Origin of the sequence: Ferrimonas lipolytica, assembly GCF_012295575.1 — a bacterium.
Classification (GTDB): Bacteria; Pseudomonadota; Gammaproteobacteria; order Enterobacterales; family Shewanellaceae; genus Ferrimonas; species Ferrimonas lipolytica.
Genome location: NZ_CP051180.1, coordinates 1,254,996 through 1,272,040 on the forward strand (window position 1 = coordinate 1,254,996; position 17,045 = coordinate 1,272,040).

The 17,045-nt window shown below is 50.7% G+C and carries 12 protein-coding genes; 10 read left to right on the plus strand and 2 right to left on the minus strand.

The genetic code is table 11. The features are described from left to right. Positions 1-55: 55 nt before the first annotated feature. The 8 genes from HER31_RS05945 (at position 56) to HER31_RS05980 (ending at position 8,685) form a co-directional block, all read left to right on the plus strand. A complete protein-coding gene (locus HER31_RS05945) occupies positions 56-745 on the plus strand; it encodes a GGDEF domain-containing protein (RefSeq protein WP_168659704.1) in 690 nt (229 codons plus the stop codon). Positions 746-907: 162 nt separating this feature from the next. Next, positions 908-2,677: an aspartate--tRNA ligase gene (gene aspS / locus HER31_RS05950; RefSeq protein WP_168659705.1), complete on the plus strand. Its 1,770-nt coding sequence runs from the start codon at positions 908-910 to the stop codon at positions 2,675-2,677. A 120-nt stretch (positions 2,678-2,797) separates the two neighbouring features. After that, complete coding sequence (gene ruvC / locus HER31_RS05955) at positions 2,798-3,319, plus strand: crossover junction endodeoxyribonuclease RuvC (protein ID WP_168659706.1); 522 nt, start codon at positions 2,798-2,800, stop codon at positions 3,317-3,319. Positions 3,320-3,469: 150 nt separating this feature from the next. Further along, entirely contained in the window at positions 3,470-4,093 is a 624-nt protein-coding gene (gene ruvA, locus HER31_RS05960; protein ID WP_168659707.1) for a Holliday junction branch migration protein RuvA, read from the plus strand. Between the two features lie 26 nt (positions 4,094-4,119). Further along, entirely contained in the window at positions 4,120-5,127 is a 1,008-nt protein-coding gene (gene ruvB / locus HER31_RS05965) for a Holliday junction branch migration DNA helicase RuvB (RefSeq protein ID WP_168659708.1), read from the plus strand. A 77-nt stretch (positions 5,128-5,204) separates the two neighbouring features. Next, complete coding sequence (locus HER31_RS05970) at positions 5,205-5,708, plus strand: TlpA family protein disulfide reductase (RefSeq protein WP_168659709.1); 504 nt, start codon at positions 5,205-5,207, stop codon at positions 5,706-5,708. 523 nt (positions 5,709-6,231) lie between these two features. Then, complete coding sequence (locus tag HER31_RS05975; RefSeq protein WP_168659710.1) at positions 6,232-7,950, plus strand: GMC oxidoreductase; 1,719 nt, start codon at positions 6,232-6,234, stop codon at positions 7,948-7,950. Between the two features lie 255 nt (positions 7,951-8,205). Then, on the plus strand, positions 8,206-8,685 hold the full coding sequence (locus HER31_RS05980) for a LabA-like NYN domain-containing protein (protein ID WP_168659711.1): 480 nt from the start codon (positions 8,206-8,208) through the stop codon (positions 8,683-8,685). A gap of 71 nt (positions 8,686-8,756) precedes the next feature. Here the strand turns inward: HER31_RS05980 and HER31_RS05985 are convergent, their stop codons facing one another. Together HER31_RS05985 and lon are read right to left on the minus strand one after the other, a co-directional pair. Then, entirely contained in the window at positions 8,757-9,509 is a 753-nt protein-coding gene (locus HER31_RS05985) for a RelA/SpoT domain-containing protein (RefSeq protein WP_168659712.1), read from the minus strand. Between the two features lie 567 nt (positions 9,510-10,076). Beyond that, a complete protein-coding gene (gene lon, locus HER31_RS05990) occupies positions 10,077-12,500 on the minus strand; it encodes an endopeptidase La (RefSeq protein ID WP_168659713.1) in 2,424 nt (807 codons plus the stop codon). On the opposite strand from lon, the gene HER31_RS05995 reads away from it, so the two are divergent. Both HER31_RS05995 and fdhF read left to right on the plus strand, forming a co-directional pair. Continuing rightward, a complete protein-coding gene (locus tag HER31_RS05995; RefSeq protein WP_168659714.1) occupies positions 12,499-12,822 on the plus strand; it encodes a hypothetical protein in 324 nt (107 codons plus the stop codon). The genes lon and HER31_RS05995 overlap by 2 nt on opposite strands. A gap of 74 nt (positions 12,823-12,896) precedes the next feature. Next, positions 12,897-16,997 carry a formate dehydrogenase subunit alpha gene (gene fdhF / locus HER31_RS06000; protein ID WP_168659715.1) on the plus strand — a complete coding sequence of 1,367 codons (4,101 nt, stop codon included), beginning with the start codon at positions 12,897-12,899 and terminating at the stop codon, positions 16,995-16,997. Positions 16,998-17,045 lie beyond the last annotated feature (48 nt).

Consider the following 17,045-nt stretch of genomic DNA (forward strand, 5'->3'; position numbering starts at 1 on the left):
TGTTGAGCGATACTTTGTAAATTTTAGTTAACTGCCATTGGAATAGAAAAAATCAATGCAATTACTTGTCTTTGCTTTAGTTATTTTATGCTCCAGTCGGGTTGCTGCTGCCCCGCAAACGGTAACGACGTTACCGCAATTAGGCTGGATATTGTGCGGCGCTTTGGCAATGTTAAGCTTAATTTTGGCGCTGCTGTGGCAACACAGTGCACGCCGTTATCAGCGCTTAGCGCAACGGCAAGTGCCAACAGTGGGGTTGGACCCGGCAACTGGTGTGCCCAATCGCAACCTGTTTGACGACCGATTGGCAATGGCGGTTAATCGTCACCAGCGCCAGCAAGCCAAGCTTGCCTTGTTAGTGGTTAGCGTCCATGGCTCTTACTTAAGCTCAGCGGCAAACTCAAACGGTACAACCGATAACAGTAAACTGCTGTGTGCGTTGGTCGCCGTTTGGCGAAAAGCGTTACGCCGTTCCGACACCATTGCCCGCCTTGATCAACAAACCTTCGCCATCGTGCTAGATCGAGTGGAGCAACATGACGGTATTGTCAGTGTGGCCAATTCACTGCTTACTGGCAGCGAATCGATGTTGCATAGCATTCCAGATTACATCCCGCTAAAGGTGCATATTGGTATTGCCACTTACCCCAATCACGGTCTTGATGGCGTTAGCTTACTTAATAAAGCGGTAGCGACTGGCATTAAAGTGCAACAAAGAGGCCCAAGCGGTTACCAGTTAGCGTAGTTAACCGTTAAAAATGGTTGATTTCGCAGCAAAGTAATAACTGAACCGGCTCGATTACTTCTGCTTGCGCCGCTTTTTCTCTATACTGCGCCATTACTAAATTTTGTGTAGTGGAATCACCTTCCTCTACGCCTTCATGCTTTTGATATACAGGAACTGACGATGCGCAGCCATTATTGTGGAAACGTCACAGAGGCCCAAGACGGCCAAGAAGTAACTCTAGTGGGTTGGGTTAACCGCGCTCGCAACATGGGCGGTGTGGTTTTCTTGGATCTTCGCGACCGCGAAGGCATCGTACAGGTGGTTTACGATCCAGATCTGCCAGAGGCCTTTGCTACTGCATCGAGCTTGCGCAGCGAGTTCTGTGTCCAAGTAAAAGGTTTGGTACGCTTACGTCCAGACAGCCAGATCAACAAGAACATGAATACCGGTGCGATTGAAGTGCTGGGCAAAGAGTTGACCATCATCAACCGCTCAGAGCCGTTACCAATCGATTTCAACACCGACGTGTCGGAAGAGCAGCGTTTGAAGTACCGCTACTTGGATCTGCGTCGTCCTGAGATGACCAACAAGCTGAAGTTCCGTGCCAAGGTAACCTCTGAAGTTCGTCGCTTCTTGGATGACTCTGGCTTTATGGATGTGGAAACCCCAATCCTAACTGCTGCTACTCCAGAAGGCGCCCGCGACTACTTGGTACCTAGCCGTACTCACAAGGGCCAGTTCTTTGCATTGCCGCAATCACCACAGCTGTTTAAACAGTTGTTGATGATGTCTGGCATGGATAAGTACTACCAGATCGTTAAGTGTTTCCGCGACGAAGACTTGCGTGCTGATCGCCAGCCTGAATTTACTCAGATCGATATCGAGACTTCGTTCATGTCTGCTGAGCAGGTAATGGCCGAAACCGAAACCATGATCCGCACCTTGTTCAAGAAGATGCTGAACGTGGATCTGCCTAAGTTCCCGCACATGACTTACGCAGAAGCGATGCGTCGCTTTGGTTCTGATAAGCCAGACTTACGTAACCCACTGGAACTGGTTGATGTTGCAGATCTGCTTAAAGAGGTTGAGTTCAAAGTATTCTCAGCTCCTGCCAACGATCCAGAAGGCCGTGTAGCAACGCTGCGCGTACCAGGTGGCGCTAAGCTGTCTCGTAAGCAGATTGACGAATACACCAAGTACGTTGGCATCTACGGTGCTAAGGGCTTGGCGTGGATGAAGATCAACGAAGCGGGTAACGGCATCGAAGGCGTTCAGTCGCCGATTGCTAAGTTCCTGTCTGACGATATCGTTAACGCCATTGTTGAGCGTAACGGCGCTGAGGCCGGCGACATCATCCTGTTTGGTGCCGATAGCGACAAAGTGGTAACCGATGCAATGGGCGCACTGCGTCTCAAAGCAGGTGAAGACTTCGAACTGCTGTCTGGTGAGTGGGCGCCATTGTGGGTTGTTGACTTCCCAATGTTTGAAAAAGCAGACGGTCGTTACTACGCCTTGCACCACCCGTTTACCGCACCAACCAACATGACTCCAGCAGAGCTGGAAGCCAACCCAGATACCGCATTGTCTGATGCCTACGACATGGTATTGAACGGTTGTGAGTTGGGCGGTGGTTCGGTACGTATTCACCAAGCAGATATGCAGGCTGCGGCATTCCGCGTACTGGGTATCTCTGATGAAGAAGCGCAAGAGAAGTTTGGCTTCTTGCTGGACGCACTGAAATACGGTACCCCTCCTCACGCTGGTTTGGCGTTTGGTTTAGACCGTTTGATCATGCTGATGGTTGGCGCCGAGTCTATCCGTGAAGTGATGGCATTCCCGAAAACCACCACCGCGGCGTGTCCTCTTACTAACGCGCCGGGCACAGCCAACGATGAGCAGCTGGTTGAGCTCGCTATCGCGCGCATGCCACAGCAAGAAAAGCAGGACTAACACACCCAAAGCGCTTTGGCGCTGTGTTTGTCTAGTTGACTGCGTTACAGTAAAAACCCGGCCCTAAGCCGGGTTTTTTGATCTTGCAGTTCATACCATAGCGACGGAACAACAATAATAATGGCAATCATCCTCGGCATTGATCCCGGTTCTCGCATTACCGGTTACGGTGTTATTCAAACCAATGGCCGTCACCTGCACTATTTAGGCAGTGGCTGTATTCGGCTGCCAGACGAAGAACTGCCGCAGCGTCTAAAAGTGATTTATGACGGCGTCTGCGAACTCATCAAACAGTTTCAGCCAACTGAATTCGCTATTGAGCGGGTGTTTATGGGGCGCAATGCCGACTCAGCCTTAAAGCTCGGCCAAGCGCGGGGCAGTGCCATTGTTGCTGCAATGAACAACGAGTTACCGGTTGATGAATACTCGCCAACCCAAATTAAGCAGGCGGTGGTTGGTAGCGGCGGCGCCAAGAAAGAGCAGGTGCAACACATGGTTGCTAGCATCCTAAAATTGCCCGGTATTCCGCAAGCGGATGCCGCTGACGCACTGGCCATTGCCATTACCCATGCTCATATGCAACGCGGTTTGGTGGCTATGGCCGGCAAAGCGACTGCACGAGTGGGGCGTCGTTACCGTTAGTGCAGCAGCGACAAAGTGATTCGATAAGATAATCTCTTTAGCGGATGACGACTGCAACGCAATCCGTTACTATCACCACTACTGTAAATATAGACAGTGGTTTATGCCGCTTTTGGTGTAACCGCTTTAGCGCTTGTTAGGAGAATCAGTGTGATTGGACGCTTACGTGGGATCTTGGTTGAAAAGACGGCACCGGAAGTAATCATTGAATGCGGTGGTGTTGGCTATGAGATCCAGATGCCGATGAGCAGCTTCTATAAACTGCCAGATACTGGCGTTGAAACCACAGTGGTAACCCACTTTGTGGTGCGAGAAGATGCCCAGTTACTGTATGGCTTTGCCAGTCGCGAAGAGCGAGCACTGTTCCGTGAGTTGATCAAAACCAACGGCGTTGGCCCTAAGATGGCATTGGCGATTATGTCTGGCATGTCGGCGGAACAGTTTGTTGATGCGGTTCAGGCGGAAAACGTTGTTGGCTTAACCAAAATCCCTGGTGTTGGCAAGAAAACCGCTGAGCGACTAGTGGTAGAGATGCGCGATCGCCTCAAGAACTTCAGTGCGCCGCTGTTAACACCATATGCAGACCGTCTAGCAGGTAATGACGGTACTGATGCCGCGGTTGATAAGCCAATTGATCCGCAAGACGACGCCATTGCCGCGTTAGTGGCATTAGGTTACAAGTCGGCTGCAGCAAGCAAAGTAGTCGCCAAAGTTGCGGCGCCGGGGTTAAGCTCGGAACAGATAATCAAAGACGCGCTTAAAGCGATGTTATAAGCGTTAAGTAACTCCAAGGCACAGACATGATTGAAGCAGATCGCCTAGTGGCGGCACCGGTTGAAAGCCGAGAAGAGGAAGTGATTGATCGCGCTATGCGTCCCAAGATGCTGGTGGATTACACCGGCCAGGCGGAAGCGAAAGGGCAGTTGGATATCTTTATTCAAGCTGCACGCAATCGCGGCGAAGCGCTCGACCACTTGTTGATTTTTGGCCCGCCGGGTTTAGGTAAAACCACCTTAGCCAACATTGTCGCCAATGAGATGGGGGTGAACATTAAGTCCACCTCCGGTCCGGTGCTTGAAAAAGCCGGCGATCTGGCAGCGATGTTAACCAACCTTGAAGAAAACGACGTACTGTTCATCGATGAGATCCATCGCCTCAGCCCCGTTGTTGAAGAGATCCTTTATTCAGCGATGGAAGATTATCAGCTGGATATCATGATTGGTGAAGGCCCAGCGGCGCGCTCAATTAAGCTCGATCTACCGCCGTTCACGTTAATTGGTGCTACCACTCGAGCAGGTTCACTAACATCACCATTGCGTGCTCGTTTTGGTATTCCGCTGCGATTGGAGTTCTATAACGTTGCTGATCTCACCACCATCGTCAACCGCAGTGCCGAGGTATTGAATCTCGAGATTGATCAATCGGGTGCTATTGAAGTTGCACGCCGCAGTCGAGGTACTCCACGTATTGCCAACCGCTTGTTACGCCGGGTGCGCGACTTTGCCGAAGTAAAATACGATGGCCGGGTGACTGCTGAGGTAGCGTCAGGAGCGCTGCAACTGTTAGATGTCGATAAAGAGGGCTTTGATCTGCTCGATCGCAAGTTGCTCACCACCATTATCGAACGCTTTAATGGTGGTCCAGTTGGGTTAGAGAACCTTGCTGCTGCCATTGGTGAAGAGCGTGAAACCATCGAAGATGTGTTGGAGCCGTTCTTAATTCAACAAGGGTTCCTGCAACGAACCCCCCGTGGTCGTATCGTATCCGATCGAACCTATCTGCACTTTGGTTTGTCGAAGCCAGATTAACGCAACAAATTTAGTCGATAGACGGTCTGCTTACGCAGGCCGTTTTTGTTCTTGTGCAGGTGAAGATAGAGATCCTAATGAAAGCAGCAATCTCACTAGTTAAAACCATTGTTAGTTACCTGATTATCGGTTTACTGGCGCTCTGGTTTGGTGGCATGGCTCGGGGCATGATGATGGCACCGGTATCTGGTGCTATCGATACGACCCCACTGCCAACCTTAGCTGGACAACCGCAGCAACTAACAAGCGGTGAGCCACAGCTCATCTATCTGTTTGCGCCATGGTGCACGATTTGTGAGTTGACCAGTCCAGCAGTGGTGAAGTGGCAGCAGCAACAGCGCAATGTCGTCGCCGTTGCGGCATCTTACCAACACCAAGCGGAAGTTGAAGCGTTCGTTGCTACCCATGCCTTAGATCGAACAACGGTTTTTTTAGCTACCGAGCAACTGCAGCAACAACTTGATTTAGTTGCATTTCCAACCTTTATTATCATTGACTCTGATGGCAGCCTGATATCAAAGCGAATAGGTTATAGCCCTGAGTGGCTATTGTCGCTGTATCTCAATTGGTATGGGATTTAGCCACCAATGGCGGCACTCGATCTTGCTGACGACAAGCGCTAGTTCTGAGCCGGCCTCGATTGGATAAGGAGTGCCAATGACCGTGGCTAATGCCCAGCAACAGCAGGATTATAGCTTTACGGCGCTGCCATTAGCGTAAGTTACTTTTGTTCAATAGGCGCTACTGCAATCAAACCTAATGGCTGGCCGGTGTTACTGCTATCACAGCAGGTGCACGTTGTTTGGCATTAGAGACAACCTTTGTGAACCTTGCTGCGACAACGGAAATGTTGTTTGCGCTAATAATGTTTAAACCGCTAGCTAACCCCAGCGATCGTTTGTTGTTAAGCGCGACATAGTGTTACCGCTATGGTGAACTTCTGCTCTATTCCCAACCACGTTAGCTAACTCCCGAGCCCAAATAGCCACAATTTTTTTAAGCAATTATAGGGATTTGCTTCTAGCTTTTGCTGGAGTCGATTTTTTTTGTTGGTTGCATAACGATGAAGGGCCGTGGCTCAGGCAGACTTGATAGGGACATTTGATGGCTATTGATGCGCGTGGCTTCGTGAACAGCCAAGTGGTAACAGACGTTTGTATTGTCGGGACTGGCCCTGCAGGTATCGCTATCGCGCGGGAGTTGATCGGCGCTGATATTAAGGTCACCGTGCTGGAAAGCGGTACGACCGACTTTGATCCGCAGACACAGCAGTTAGCCGCTGGAACCACCTTTGGCGATCCGTTGATTGCCCCTTACGAGGTGGTTAATCGTCAGTTTGGCGGTTTGTCGAACAGTTGGGTATTGAAGATAGAAAAGCACCATATTGGGGTGCGCTACGCCATGTTTGACGAAATCGACTTTGAGCAACGGCAGAGTGTCGCCTTTAGTGGTTGGCCGGTAAAGCGGCAAACGCTAATGCCATTTTTTGCCAGAGCACAAAAAATTTGCAAGATAGGCCCCCTTGATTACCATCCCTCCGCGTGGCTTCACGACCAACAGAGCGAACTGCCATTTGATGTCGACGGACTCGAAACAAGCATGTTTCAATTTGGCCGACGAAAGACCTTCTTTGGCGACTATCGACAAGAACTTGAGAATGCCGACAACATTACTATCTACCACTATGCCAATGCGGTGGAAGTGCGCACCAAAGAGGGCAGTCAAAGCATGGGCAGGGTTCGTGTAGCCTGTCTTAATGGTAATCAGTTTTGGGTAACCGCTAAGGTGGTGGTACTGGCCTGTGGTGCCTTTGAAAACGCTCGCATCTTGCTGATGTCGAATAAGCAACAGCCGCAGGGATTAGGTAATCAACATGATGTTGTTGGGCGCTACTACCATGATCATCCAACCGCGGTTAGCGGCTATTTTACTCCCCGTGACCGCATGGTTTTTGAGCGAGCTGGCGTTTACGATCTACGGCAGGTCAAAGGGGTGCCAGTGCAAGGCTACTTGCACTTCTCCAAACCGGTGTTGCAACGTGAAGGCCTCATCAATATCAATAGCATGTTGTTTCCTTGCCCAAGCGTCCGACAAACGCGGGCGTTGGAATCGTTTAAAAGCGTCGGCGAAAACGGTTGGAGCTTACTAAAGAACTTGAATGCCAATGCCGCCGGGCTAAGAAAGCGCACCATTCCAGCAGGTTTCTTCAAGTCACTACCAAAACTGACCATCAATATGCTGCTTGGAACAGATGCAATCGTTAAAGCGATATATGCATCTCTATTTCAACAACAGCCGTTGTTTCCTCAGTTTGGCCGAGGTGGTGGTTGGTCAGCATTAAGCGGCAATCATAAGCGCTTTGAGCGTTTTCAGGTGCGCCACTGTATTGAGCAAACGCCCCATCCCGATAATCGGGTTCGGCTTAGTGCCGAGCTTGACTCGTTGGGTTGCCCCAAGTTGGAGGTCCACTGGCATTGGCACAAACATGACGCCGACAACTTAACTCGAACGGTAAAATTAATGGCGGAAACCTTGTCCCATGCTGGCCTCGGTAGTTTCGACTATGAGCTCAATAATGAAGGCACAGTGGAGATAGTTAAGCCATCAGGCTCACACCATTTGATGGGAACCACCCGCATGCATGAGGATCCTAAATTCGGCGTGGTTGACGCCAACTGCCAAGTGCATGGTGTTGATAATCTATATATTGCTGGCAGTTCGACCTTTCCAACCGGTGGCTACGCCAACCCGACCTTAACCGTTGTGGCAATGGCATTACGGATCGCCGACCACATTAAGCTTACTCTTCGCCCGCCAAACTAACGGCATGCTGTTGGCTTCCTTAACAGCAACAGCCTTTGGTCAGCAGCGGCTAGCGATTCTCCGGTAGTACAGACCTTAGCCACCTAAGACCGTTCTAGTCGCTCCGGTTACTCATTTGCTAAGCCATTGCTGCAAGCTCTTGCGAGCCACCGGCTAAAGTAACCCTAACAGTGTGGTTACACTGTCTAGTTAGCCCCAGTCGGTGTAAGCTAAGCCCTGATAAATTAAGATTATTTCTAAGAGCCTAAAATACCCATGCAGTCGGTTTTGATCCTATCTGACGTCCAAAACGTCTATTACACTACGCGACAACAGTTCGGCTGTAACTTTGATTACAACCGCTTTTGGCGCAGTGCGACTGCAAATCGAAATGTGGTTAATGCTTTTGCCTACGCCATCGATAGTGGTGATGAAAAGCAGCGTCAATTTCAGAATATTCTGAGGGCGATCGGCTTTGAAGTAAAACTTAAGCCATTTATTCGACGAGCAGATGGCACTGCTAAGGGCGATTGGGACGTCGGCATCACCATCGATGCGATGGAGCATGCGGCTGATGTTGATGTGGTGATTCTACTTTCTGGCGATGGTGACTTTGCCATTTTAGCTAATCATATTCGTGCCAAATATAACGTTGAGGTTGAGGTGTATGGGGTTGAAGCCCTAACCGCCAAGGCGCTTATTGACGCTGCCGATCGCTACGTTCCTATTGCCGGGGAATTGCTGTTGCAACGCTAGTTAAAATTGCGACACCGCTGATACTAAAAAGGAGCCACTGGCTCCTTTTTAGTTTTTTGTAACTGGTGGCGTTAGCCGACTTTGTGTTTTGGAGTGATGTAATTGCTCCACGCGGTTTCGTACATCTGGGTGGATTGCCATTTGAGCTTGTCTATTTGTGCCAATTCAAATTCAGATGGATTACTGCTGCGCCGTTCAATCTGCTGAATCTGCTGGTAGATGTCGTGCTCTGGACCATTTTTAATCGCAGCAATTTCGCTTAAGTGGATCTGTACTTCAGCAATATGACCGCTAGCGGGCAAGCGAACCAATAGGTTCATGTCACGATAGCCATTGGCTTTAGGGGTTGCGAAACGGTTTTTAACCCGTACTACCTCAACCTCACTTTTGAGCTGGCGGTAGGCTCGTACAACGCCATCAACGTCATTGGCTACTAATGAGCTGCGCGCCAGATCAGTCAGTCTGGTTACGTCACCATCGCAATCGGCGTGGAGCTTGGCTAATGCACGTTGTGGGCTTTTTACTTGAGGAATGAGTGCATCGGTGGCCGAAAGGTAGGCACTTTTTTGGGTTAGCATAGCAAGCTCATTTTGAGCATGTTGCGCTTGTTGGTACAGCGGTTCGAAGGTTGTTAGTGCTTGAGTAGGTTGGTAAGCCTGATAACTGGCGATGGATTCAAGCACGTTGCCGGTATGAAAACGGTTCTGTTCAGCCGCGTTGTTTGGCTGGTGCTTTTGTTCAAACTGCGACTGCGTTGCGAAGCCTGCGGCGGGTTGCCCCACCATCATCAACATCGCTAACGCCGTTTTAAAAAACTTTCCCATCTCGACTCCTTTGTCGAACTGTAGAACCTATTTGATGGGGTTAAGCTGCGATAGTTTCAATGAGATGGGTTGAGTTTGTTTCATTCTGTGACTGGAGTCGTACAAAAGCCAATCACCCCTTAAAACATATTCATGGGATGCAAGGCTATGTTCAAGTATCACCGCTGACGTCAAAGCACAGACACTATCTCAATATTATCGGTTAACGCCTTTGGGGGATTGTCGCGGTGAAGCAAGTGCGTGGTTTGCCTGCGGGTATTGCCGATGGAAAAACGGGAGGCGATTGCCTCCCGCTTATTATGGCTGTGAACCAATTAAGTGTTGATCTTCCAATACAGTTAAAGCACCGACTAGGCGATTCGCGATACAAGGCTAACGCACAACCGCCGTTGATCTTCTGCCGCATTGGAGCAGTCCAGCGAAGCGCTTTGGCCTGCGACCTAATGCATATAAGAATGTGCCGTCGCCACCGTGACATTCTCCCCTAAAAGCACCGCAATCGGTGAAGCCGAAGGCTTAAGATAAACGTCAACAGCTAACTACGACACGGCCTTTATTATGCCGATGTCAGCCAAACATGATTTTGGCCACTTGAGCGTATTGCTCCGCAAAGTGGGCGGTTATACCTTCTTTAACATAATCCGGTAACTCGTCGAAATCGCCGCGGTTGGCTTCCGGCAGAATCACCGTTTTGATTTTCTGGCGCTTGGCGGCAATAACCTTCTCGCGGATCCCACCAACCGGCATTACTTGTCCGGTTAAGCTCAACTCACCAGTCATGGCAATACCCGCTAATGGGGCCTTATTTAGGGCTAGGGAGAGCAGGGCAGTAGCCATGGTTACACCGGCACTTGGCCCGTCCTTTGGGGTTGCGCCGTCAGGTACGTGCAGGTGAATAAAGGCTTTGTCATAGAAGCTTGGTTCGGCGCCGTACTTTTCAAGGTTGCAGCTAATGTAGTTGTGGGCAATGCCTGCCGACTCCTTCATTACATCCCCAAGCTGACCAGAGAGCTTAAGGTTACGGCTCTGGTTATGAACAATAGTGGCTTCTACCGGCAGGGTTACCCCACCCATTGAGGTCCAAGCCAAACCGGTAACAATTCCGGTACCAGAGAGAACCTCTTCGTTTTTGAAGCGGGTCATACCCAGCATCGGCTCAATGTCTTTAATGCCAATGCTCAGTTTTTCTGATTCACTCTCCAGCAGCTTAACTACCGACTTACGAACAAGCTTAGCCAACTGCTTCTCCAGTGCGCGTACCCCTGCTTCGCGGGCGTAACCTTCAATCACGATTCGCAGAGCGGGATCGCTGATCTTAAGTTGGGAGCGCTTCAGGCCCGCTTTTTCTAGTTGGCGTGGCCACAGGTGGTGTTTAGCTATCGCTAGCTTCTCTTCGGCAAGGTAACCAGACAAACGAATGACGTCCATACGGTCTAGTAGCGGCCCCGGAATGCTGTCTAAGGTGTTAGCGGTACATACGAATAATGCCTTTGATAGATCCAGTCGGACATCAAGGTAGTGATCGAGAAACTCAACGTTCTGCTCCGGATCGAGGGTTTCTAGCAGAGCCGAGGCCGGATCGCCCTGGAAGCTCTTACCCATCTTATCGATCTCATCGAGCATGATGACCGGATTCATCACTTCAGACTCTTTCAGTGATTGCACCAACTTGCCCGGCATTGCGCCGATGTAAGTACGGCGGTGGCCCTTGATCTCGGCCTCATCACGCATACCACCAACGCTAAAGCGATAGAATGGACGCCCCAAACAAGCAGCAACGGATTTGCCAATTGAGGTTTTACCAACGCCCGGAGGACCAACCAACAGGATGATAGAACCGCCGATTTCGCCTTTATAGGAGCCAACCGCAAGAAACTCAAGGATCCGCTCTTTAACGTCTTGCAAACCGTCATGGTGTTTATCAAGCACTTTACGAGCTTTGGCCACATCGATACTGTCTTTGCTGAACACCCCCCATGGCACATGAGTCAGCCAATCAAGGTAACTGCGAGTAACAGCGTATTCCGGCGAGCCGGTTTCCAGCACCGATAGCTTTTGCATCTCTTCATCGAAGCGCTTTTGGGTTTGCTTCGGCAGAGTTTTACCTTCAATACGTTGGCGGAATTCATCGGCATCGGAGGTTTTATCGTCTTTAGACATTCCCAGCTCGCGCTGAATCACCTTGAGCTGTTCACGGAGGAAAAACTCACGCTCACGCTTATCGAGCGTTTTGTTTACCTCTTTAGAGATCTCAGAGTGAACCTTGGCTGCATCAAGCTCCTTTTTCAGCAGCGCTAATACCTTTTGCATCCGCGGCAGCAGACTGACGGTGTCGAGCACGCTTTGCAGTTCGGCAACAGAGGCGGTGGTAATCGCGGCACCAAAGTCACTGAGCGGCGAAGGCTCGCTTGGGCCAAAACGCTCTAAATACTGCTTTAACTCTTCAGAGTAGAGTGGATTGAGCGGGATCAGCTCTTTCAATGCCTTAATGATGGCAATGGCGTAAGCTTTAATCTCTTTGGTATCTGGGTGTTCTTCAATTGGGTAGCTCAGCTCAGCCAAGTACGGCTGCTCCTTAGTTACCCAGCGGAGTACGTGGGCCCGCTCAACCCCTTCTGCTACGAATTGGAATTGCCCATCTTCAGTCTGATCAAACTGATGTACCCGCACGACACAACCGGTTTGCGCCAGTTTGTCTAAATTGAGTTCACCATTGGCAGCGTCTGGTTGGCTGGTATGAAACAGCACCATCAACTTATGTTCGCTCTCTTCAACCGCTTTTAAGGTTGATTCCCACTCACCGCCTTTGACGGCAACAGGCATGACTTGGGCAGGAAAAAACGGTCGGTTTTGCAACGGCATCACCGGAAGCACGTCGGGTTTGGTTACCGGCACCAGCTCGGTTTTAGCCTCAGCGCTGGCGGCGTTGCCATTAACGTCGAGGCTAATGTTCCAGTTGGCACTGAACTCGTTGATAGGATTGTTGCTCATGAATACTGCCAATGAAGTGAATAATCTGCAGTTTGATATGGGGACACTGCGCTTAAAACCAAGTGTTTGCAGCGATAATTTCGATAAGAAATTGCTGTTACTGGCCAACTGCACAAACCGCTGTGCGTTTTGGGCGATGTCCAGTACGACGGCGTTAGCAGGTTTTATCGATACGTTAAGTAAATCGCTGTCACCGCAACATCTTGCTATCTTTCTGAGTACGATTGGGTTGAATTGGGTTTATGGACTGTGCGTTTGCTCACGAAAAGCTGGTAAAGCGCTGAGGACATACGGCGAAGGCGGTATCCTGCAGCGGCATTGAATGCATCAAACCGGCTCCGATTTATTTACATTCTTTCTCGCCCGTACGGAGCGGACGGCAAGGTGGTTACCCATATGATCAAACTGATTCTCGACGAAAAAGAGTTGCATGCACCGGCAGGTGTACGCTTGTTGGACTGGGCGCGCGAACAGGGCGCGACTATCCCATCGCTGTGCGGCGATAACCAAACCGACAAGAAAACGCCATGTGACTTGTGCGTGGTTGAGATTAATGGCGAGATCGTACGCAGCTGTGAATACCACGTTACCGACGCGGTAACGGTGGTAAGCCATTCGGAAGCTTTGACTCTGCGTCGTCAACAAGCGCTAACCCGAATCCTGTCTGATCACCATGCAGATTGTGAAGCGCCTTGTAAGACGGCCTGTCCGGCCGCGGTGGACATCCAATCTTATCTGTTCCACATCGCCCAAGGCGATGAAGTAAAAGCCAACGAAATTGTAAAACAGAGCTTGCCAATGCCGATGTCGGTAGGGCGGGTCTGTCCGGCATTCTGCGAAACCGAATGTCGTCGTAACTTGGTTGATGAGCCGCTGGCTATCCGGCAGTTGAAGCGCCACGCTGCCGATATCGACCTCAATGGTGAGCAGCCGCACCTAGCACCAATTAAGGCGAAAAATGGCAAACGCGTTGCCATCATTGGGGCAGGACCTGCGGGTCTATCTGCCGGTTACTTCCTTAGTCACCAAGGCGTTGAAGTTGACCTGTTTGAGTCCATGCCGGAAGCCGGTGGTTGGCTTCGCTACGGGATCCCCGAGTACCGCCTGCCCAAGCAGACCTTAGCCAAAGAAATTGAGTTAATGTGCCGCGCTGGCATGAAGATCCACACCAACAAGGCCATGGGTAAAGATCTGCAATTGGCGGATCTGCAGCAGCAATATGACGGCGTTTGCTTGGCTATTGGTGCACAACAAGCGGTTGATATGCCGTATACCGGTTCGGATCTGGATGGAGTATTGCTAGGGGTAGATTACCTCAAGGCATTCTCAGCCGGTGAGCCGGTTAGTGTTGGTAAAAAGGTTGCCGTAGTCGGTGGTGGTAACACCGCCATCGATTGCGCCCGGACGGCACTGCGCCAAGGTGCTGATGTCACTATTATCTATCGTCGTACCAAAGCGGATATGCCGGCGGAAGATTACGAAATCCACGAAGCGGAAGTGGAAGGGATCGACTTTATGTTTATGTCGGTGCCGGTAGAAAACGTCGCTGATGAAAATGGCCGTATTGCCAAGGTTAAGGTTGAAGCGCTTAAACTGGGTGAGCCAGACGCCTCTGGTCGTCGTCGTCCTGAGTCAACCGGCGAATTCAGTTGGCATGAGTTTGATACCGTTATCCCAGCGGTAAGCCAAAAGCCTGATACGAGTGCACTTGGCGATGCCATTGCGCTGACCCGTTGGAACACCGCCGATGCGCCAGATTCGACCTTCCACACCGGTGGCAACACCTTCGCCATTGGTGATTTTCGCTTAGGTCCAGCTACCGCCGTAGAAGCGATAGGCGAAGGCCGTCGCTGTGCTGAAGTGATGCTTAACTTCTTTAACCAAGGCAAGATCGCCGTAGCAGATCGCGAGTTTAACTCCCGTAAAGCAGAGCGTTTAAAAGACGTTGAAAGCCGTTACTACGGTGATGTTCCCGTTGCTGCACGGCTAAAAATGCCAGAGTTGGCAGTGAATGCCCGTACCAGTACCTTTGGTGAGGTCGAGACCGGTTTCGACCGTGATCTCGCCATTGCTGAAGCCGCCCGCTGTTTGGAGTGTGGCTGCCAGAAAAGCCAAAGCTGCGATCTACGTGATTACGCCACCGAATACCGCATCAATGATGATGATTTAGGCAAGGATCACTACAGCAAGTACGCGGTTGATGAATCGTCGCCGTTCATTCGTTTTGACGCCAACCGCTGTATTGGCTGTGGTCAATGTGTTCAAGCCTGTCGCGATGAAGGCGTGCATAACGTATTGGATCTGGCTGACAATGGCCAACGCTGTAAGGTTAAGATTGGCAATGGCGAACTGCTGTCGGCGTCGGATTGCGTCCAGTGTGGTGCCTGTGTCCAAGCATGTCCGGTGGGTGCCATTACTGAGAAGAACGTCAGCCAACATGGATTGGCCAACAACTACAAACAGGTAAATACGGTTTGTACATACTGTGGTGTTGGCTGTGGTATCACCATGCACGTTGATGAAAACACTAATAAAGTGGTTAAGGTTAGCGGTGTTGAAGGTTCTCCAGTAAACCAAGGTATGCTTTGTGTTAAAGGGCGTTTCGGCTTTGATTTTGTAAACTCGGAACAGCGCTTAACCCAGCCATACATTCGAGTGAATGGCGAGCTACAACCAGCCAGCTGGGACGACGCCATTAGTTTGATAGCCAAACGTTTCACCGAATTGAAAACCGAGTTTGGTAGTGGGGCGTTGGCGGGCTTGTCGTCGGCTAAAACCACCAATGAAGAGAACTACCTGTTCCAGAAGTTTATTCGTACGGTGGTGGGCAACAATAACGTCGACCATTGTGCTCGTTTGTGTCACGCCACAACCGGTACTGGCTTGGAGCCAACCATCGGCAACGGCTCAATGACCAACAACATTGCTAGCATCAAACATTCTGAATTGGTGTTTATCATCGGTTCCGATACGGCCACCTCGCACCCGGTTATCGCCTCGCATATTCGCCAAGCAACGCTAAATGGCAACGCCAAGTTGGTGGTGGCGGATCCACGCAAGGTCGACATGGCGTTTCATAGCGATCTGTATCTGCAGCATCGCCCAGGTACCGATGTCATGCTGCTGAACGCACTGGCACAAGAGATCATCCGTAACGGCTGGCAAGATCAAGCCTTTATCGATGGTCGTACTGAACAATATGACGCCCTTTATGATGAGGTGATGCGCAGTCAATACTCAGTGGAGAACGCGGCGATTGTTTGTGGTGTCGACGTAGCTGGTATCAAGCAGTTGGCTAAGATGATTGGTGCGTCAAAGGCAACTTCGGTGTTCTATGCCATGGGCATTACCCAGCACAGTAACGGCACCAACAACGTTAAAGCCATCTCTAACCTGCAACTGCTCACCGGTAATGTCGGTAAACTTGGCGCTGGTATCAACCCGTTGCGCGGCCAAAGCAATGTTCAAGGGGCAGGGGACATGGGGGCGTTGCCAAACACCTTACCGGGTCACTTCAAACTGCCAAACGAAGCGACAGTTGCGCACTTTAAGGCCCACTGGGGGGTTGAGATTGACAATCAGGTTGGCCTGAAGCTAACCGAAATGATTGACGCCATCTTAACTAAACAGCTGCGCAGCATGTACATCGTTGGTGAAAACCCAGTGCTGTCCGATCCTGATCAAGTGCATGTATTGGAAGCGTTAAACAGCATCGATTTCTTGGTTGTCCAAGATATCTTTATGACCGAAACCGCTCAGTTGGCCGACGTGGTGCTGCCGGCATTCTCTTTTGCCGAGAAAACCGGTCATATCACCAATACCGAACGCCGAGTACAGCGCTTGCGTCCTGCGATTAAGGGGCCTGGCTTAGCTAAACCAGATTGGCAGATCACCCAGTTGGTGGCTAATGCGATGGGAGCTGATTGGAATTATCAGTCGTCGCAACAGATCCTTGAAGAGATCAACAGCGTAGCACCGGTATATGCTGGTATTACGTGGCAGCGTACCGAAACCGAAGCGTTGCAGTGGCCTTGTTATAGCGAGTCCGATATGGGCACACCGATAATGCATGAGGTCGGCTTCTTCCAGATGGACAAAGCCAACTTCGCACCGGTGCCTTATCGCACCTCCGCTGAGCTGCCAGATGAGCAGTACCCGTTGATCCTAACTACAGGCCGTCAGTTAGCGCAGTTCCATACCGGTACCATGACGCGTAAGACTGCTGGTATGGATGAACTGGCGCAGCCGATGGTGATGGTGTCTGTAGCTGATGCCGAGCGGATGGGGATCAGCAATTCGCAAATGTTGAAGCTGACTACACGCCGTGGTGAGTTAGAGGTACCAGCCTTTGTGACTAAGCGGATCCGTCCGGGAGTGGTATTTATGCCGTTCCACTTTGTTGAGGCTGCGGCCAATGTGCTTACCAACGCCGCGCTTGACCCAATCGCTAAGATCCCTGAGTTCAAGGTGTGTGCGGTTAAGGTTGAAGCCGCCTAAATCGGCTTATGCTTGAAACTTCCAACGCCTGCTACCTGCAGGCGTTTT